The organism is Shewanella sp. (genome assembly GCF_041630135.1).
Taxonomy (GTDB): Bacteria; Pseudomonadota; Gammaproteobacteria; order Enterobacterales; family Shewanellaceae; genus Shewanella.
In genome coordinates this window covers 1-3,334 of the sequence record NZ_JBFKLW010000115.1, presented here as the reverse complement: position 1 = coordinate 3,334, position 3,334 = coordinate 1, and the positions used below count along the sequence as shown (strand labels likewise).

Annotated in this window: 4 protein-coding genes; 3 read left to right on the top strand and 1 reads right to left on the bottom strand. The window is 48.6% G+C overall.

Annotated elements, in window-relative coordinates; translation table 11 throughout:
* The 3 genes from ABYK60_RS18345 to ABYK60_RS18335 all read left to right on the top strand — a co-directional run.
* Positions 1-499, top strand: a 499-nt coding sequence (locus tag ABYK60_RS18345) for a sensor histidine kinase (RefSeq protein ID WP_372873433.1), incomplete at its 5' end; no start/stop codon positions are given.
* Complete coding sequence (locus ABYK60_RS18340; protein WP_372873432.1) at positions 499-1,131, top strand: response regulator; 633 nt, start codon at positions 499-501, stop codon at positions 1,129-1,131. The genes ABYK60_RS18345 and ABYK60_RS18340, both read left to right, overlap by 1 nt.
* A gap of 189 nt (positions 1,132-1,320) precedes the next feature.
* On the top strand, positions 1,321-2,988 hold the full coding sequence (locus ABYK60_RS18335) for an Ig-like domain-containing protein (RefSeq protein WP_372873431.1): 1,668 nt from the start codon (positions 1,321-1,323) through the stop codon (positions 2,986-2,988).
* On the opposite strand, the gene ABYK60_RS18330 is transcribed toward ABYK60_RS18335, so the two are convergent.
* Positions 2,989-3,216, bottom strand: coding sequence for a hypothetical protein (locus ABYK60_RS18330; RefSeq protein WP_372873430.1), 228 nt, complete (start codon positions 3,214-3,216; stop codon positions 2,989-2,991). It lies immediately after the preceding gene.
* Between the last annotated feature and the right edge of the window lie 118 nt (positions 3,217-3,334).

Genomic DNA, 3,334 nt, shown 5'->3' with positions numbered 1-3,334 from the left:
CCGGGCTGCGGATATCAGTAAAGAGTTACTGGCATACGCCAGACCCGCTTCTGAGCAACGCTCTGAAGTGAAATTGTTGGATGTGATCCATTCAGCAATAAAGCTGTTGTCACACAAAGAGCGGGAGTACTCCATTCAGGTAAATTGTTCAGATAAGCTGACATTGCTGGGGCAGCGCATAAAACTCGAAGAGCTGTTAATTAACTTACTCAACAATGCCATGGATGCCAGTGCCAAAGGCAGCAAAATAAGCATCAATGCCATGATGAAAGACAATCGAATTGAATTGTCGGTAACCGACCAAGGGCATGGCATGGATGAGGCCTGTTGTGCCAGGGCGTTGGAGCCGTTTTATTCCACCAAACCCATCGGAAAAGGGACTGGGCTGGGGCTGGCCATTTGTGATGCCATTGTCAGAGCTCACCATGGCTTTATGGCGATAGAGAGCAAGCCCGGAAAGGGCACTCATATATCAATCTCATTTGAGAGAATTGCTTAATGGTTAAAGTATTGGTTGCAGAAGATGACATCGAATTGCGTAAAAGCATGGTGGAGATCATCGAATTGGAAGGCCATAGTGTCACCGCTGTTGGCTGTGCTGAAGCCGCTATCGATGCATGTGAACATACGTGTTTCGATGTCGCCCTGATGGACTTGCTGATGCCGGGCATGACGGGGGTGGAGGCTATCTCAAATCTGCGCCAACTCAGCCCTTTTATCGCTGTTGTCATTATTACGGCTTATGCCACTGTGGATACCGCAGTAGATGCCATGAAAAAAGGCGCTGACAGTGTGATGACCAAGCCCTTTAACGCCGATGGTTTACTGATGGCCATTAAGCGCAGTGTGGCAGAAAAGCAACTATTGAAATCAGCGACAAATATTGATTCCGATAGTGTATATGCGGCGCTTGCCAACCCGTTTCGACGAATGACACTTAAACAGCTGGGCACCCATAAACAGCTTAAATTTATGGATTTATGCCGACTCGTCGGTATTGAGGACCACACCAAATTCAATTTCCATTTGCGGCAACTCATCAAGGCGGGGCTGGTCGTGCAAAATGAGAACAAGATCTATTTTTTGACAACAACCGGGCAATTTGTGTTACAACATCACAATCTTTCGTGAGTGGATATAATTATTTAAATACATAGGCTTAGCTTTAAGTTGATAAGCGTGCTTCACAACCGCAAGGCATCTGTGAATTTAGCTAATCTATTCCTTTCGTAGTATTTGAAAAATACTGCAGGCATGTCCAAAGAGACATATCAATCATCAATATCAGGTGGTTGAAATGAGCCGCGAGAGGATGAACATATGAGCAACGCCATTCCCAGTAAAAAATTATTGCTCGCTAGCATGATCTCAATGTTGGTTGCCTGTGGTAGCGACAACGATTCCCCGCCCCCGCCGATTGAAGAAAATTCCGCCCCGGTTGCTGTGGCAGATAGCGCCTCTGTGATGGTGTCCGAGACAGTCACCATTGATGTGCTGGCAAATGATACCGATGCAGATGGCGATACACTGTCAATAGTTTCCGTAAACAACAGCAGCGCCGTTATTAATCAGGGAAAAGTTGAGTTTTCTGCCGGTGACACCGCCGGTGAGGTCAAGTTTAACTACACAATCACAGACGGAAAGGCAGAGGCCGTAGGAGAAGTAACAGTAACGGTTGAGCCATTACCCGAGCCGGAAGTATTGGCTTATGTGGGCTCAGCAGCGTGCGCAGGCTGTCACAGTGAACTGCATCAGTCTTTCGTTAAAACGGGTCACAATTTTAAAATTCAAAAAATCAACGGTGGCGAGCAGCCAGCCTTCCCCTATACGCCGGAAACAACCATTACCGGCGCTATCGATTTGTTGGTTGACTCCACACCCAATAATACCCTGGGTGCGCCCAAAACCTACGAGGATGTCAGTTACGTTGTGGGTGGCTACCATTGGAAAATGCGCTGGATGGATAAGAATGGCTTTATCGTGACCGGTAAAGATGTGCAGTACAACATCCGTAATGCCAAGGGTGAATTGAATATCCCTGACAACCATCCCGCCGATCCCAGCGTTATGGGTGACTACAAAGCGTCAGAGTTCGACGTGAAGTACAGCTGTGGTAATTGCCACACCACGGGTTGGAAACGCACGACTGACGTTGCCGGAGGTGATAACCGCAACGCCGACCGCCAGGATAATCTGCCGGGCATGAATGGCACTTTTGCCGAGCAGGGTATTCAGTGTGAATCCTGCCATGGTGCCGGTAGTTTCCACGTCAAAGCCCCATCAAAGACCAATATCACCAAAATGGCCACAGCGCGCACCACAGATGCATTCCTGGCTGAGGATATGGCCTATGGTCAGCCAGTTACCTGCGCTGAATGCCACACCCGTGATGGTGAGAAAGACTATCCGACATTCGTCAGTCCATACAATGCAGCCTTCCCGAATGGCAGCAAGGTGGGTGGTCGAATCATTGTTTCCGGCGGACTGGGCCAGCACCACCAAACAGCGGATGAACTCCTGGGTGTTGTCCCTCAGGATTATGGCAGCTACAAGGCCGGTGACGAGATAGGCGGCAAGCAGTTTATGGCCTGTGTCACATGTCATGAACCGCATAAATCCACAGTCAACCAAAACAGCAGCGATGGATTGCATGCTGGCTCAGTTAAGGCATGCAGTGATTGTCACACCATGGCATTTACCGACGGTGGCGGCTCATTCGGTCACAAATCAATGGCTGAATGTACCGATTGCCATATGCCCAAACTGGCCAAGAGTGCCTTAACAACAGCGCCAAAGATGGGCGGAGCTGATGTGGTATTCGGTGATGTGAGGTCACACCTGTTCGCACTGGATTTGTCTCCACAGGCGAAGCAAATCAGCGACGACGGTAAGTTCCTGATGCCTTGGGGAACAGCCAAGTACACTTGTGGTAACTGCCACGCGGATTACACGGAAAAAGCGGCGGCTCTGCCAAAGGTACATAAGTAGTCAGCTAATCATATGAACGTGAATTAAATCAATAACCATCAGTCCCTTACTCACTGAAGCTTCCCCTGAGAACCATTTCTCAGGGGATTTTTTTGCTGTTGACTGAATCGCTCCGACCTCTGGTGCTAACTTAAAGTCAGCTTCGAGCTGGCTTGTTTGTTTTTTGGTTGGTGACAAAGCGAATGAGCAAACCGCCACGGAGCGACGTGCACCAAACAGCAAAGCCAATTCATGTTCTTCTTGCTTTACACTGGCGTTCCCTGATGGTTAAGTAAGCCTTTCTCCCGCTTTCAGGGCATCAGCAATGCCGTTTTTTCGCATCGTATTCTTTTTCATACTGTTTTTG

Excerpts from the sequence above, each read along its gene's own strand:
- ABYK60_RS18340 (WP_372873432.1), top strand. The coding sequence starts at position 499 with ATGGTTAAAGTATTGGTTGCAGAAGATGACATCGAATTGCGTAAAAGC.
- ABYK60_RS18335 (WP_372873431.1), top strand. The coding sequence starts at position 1,321 with ATGAGCAACGCCATTCCCAGTAAAAAATTATTGCTCGCTAGCATGATC.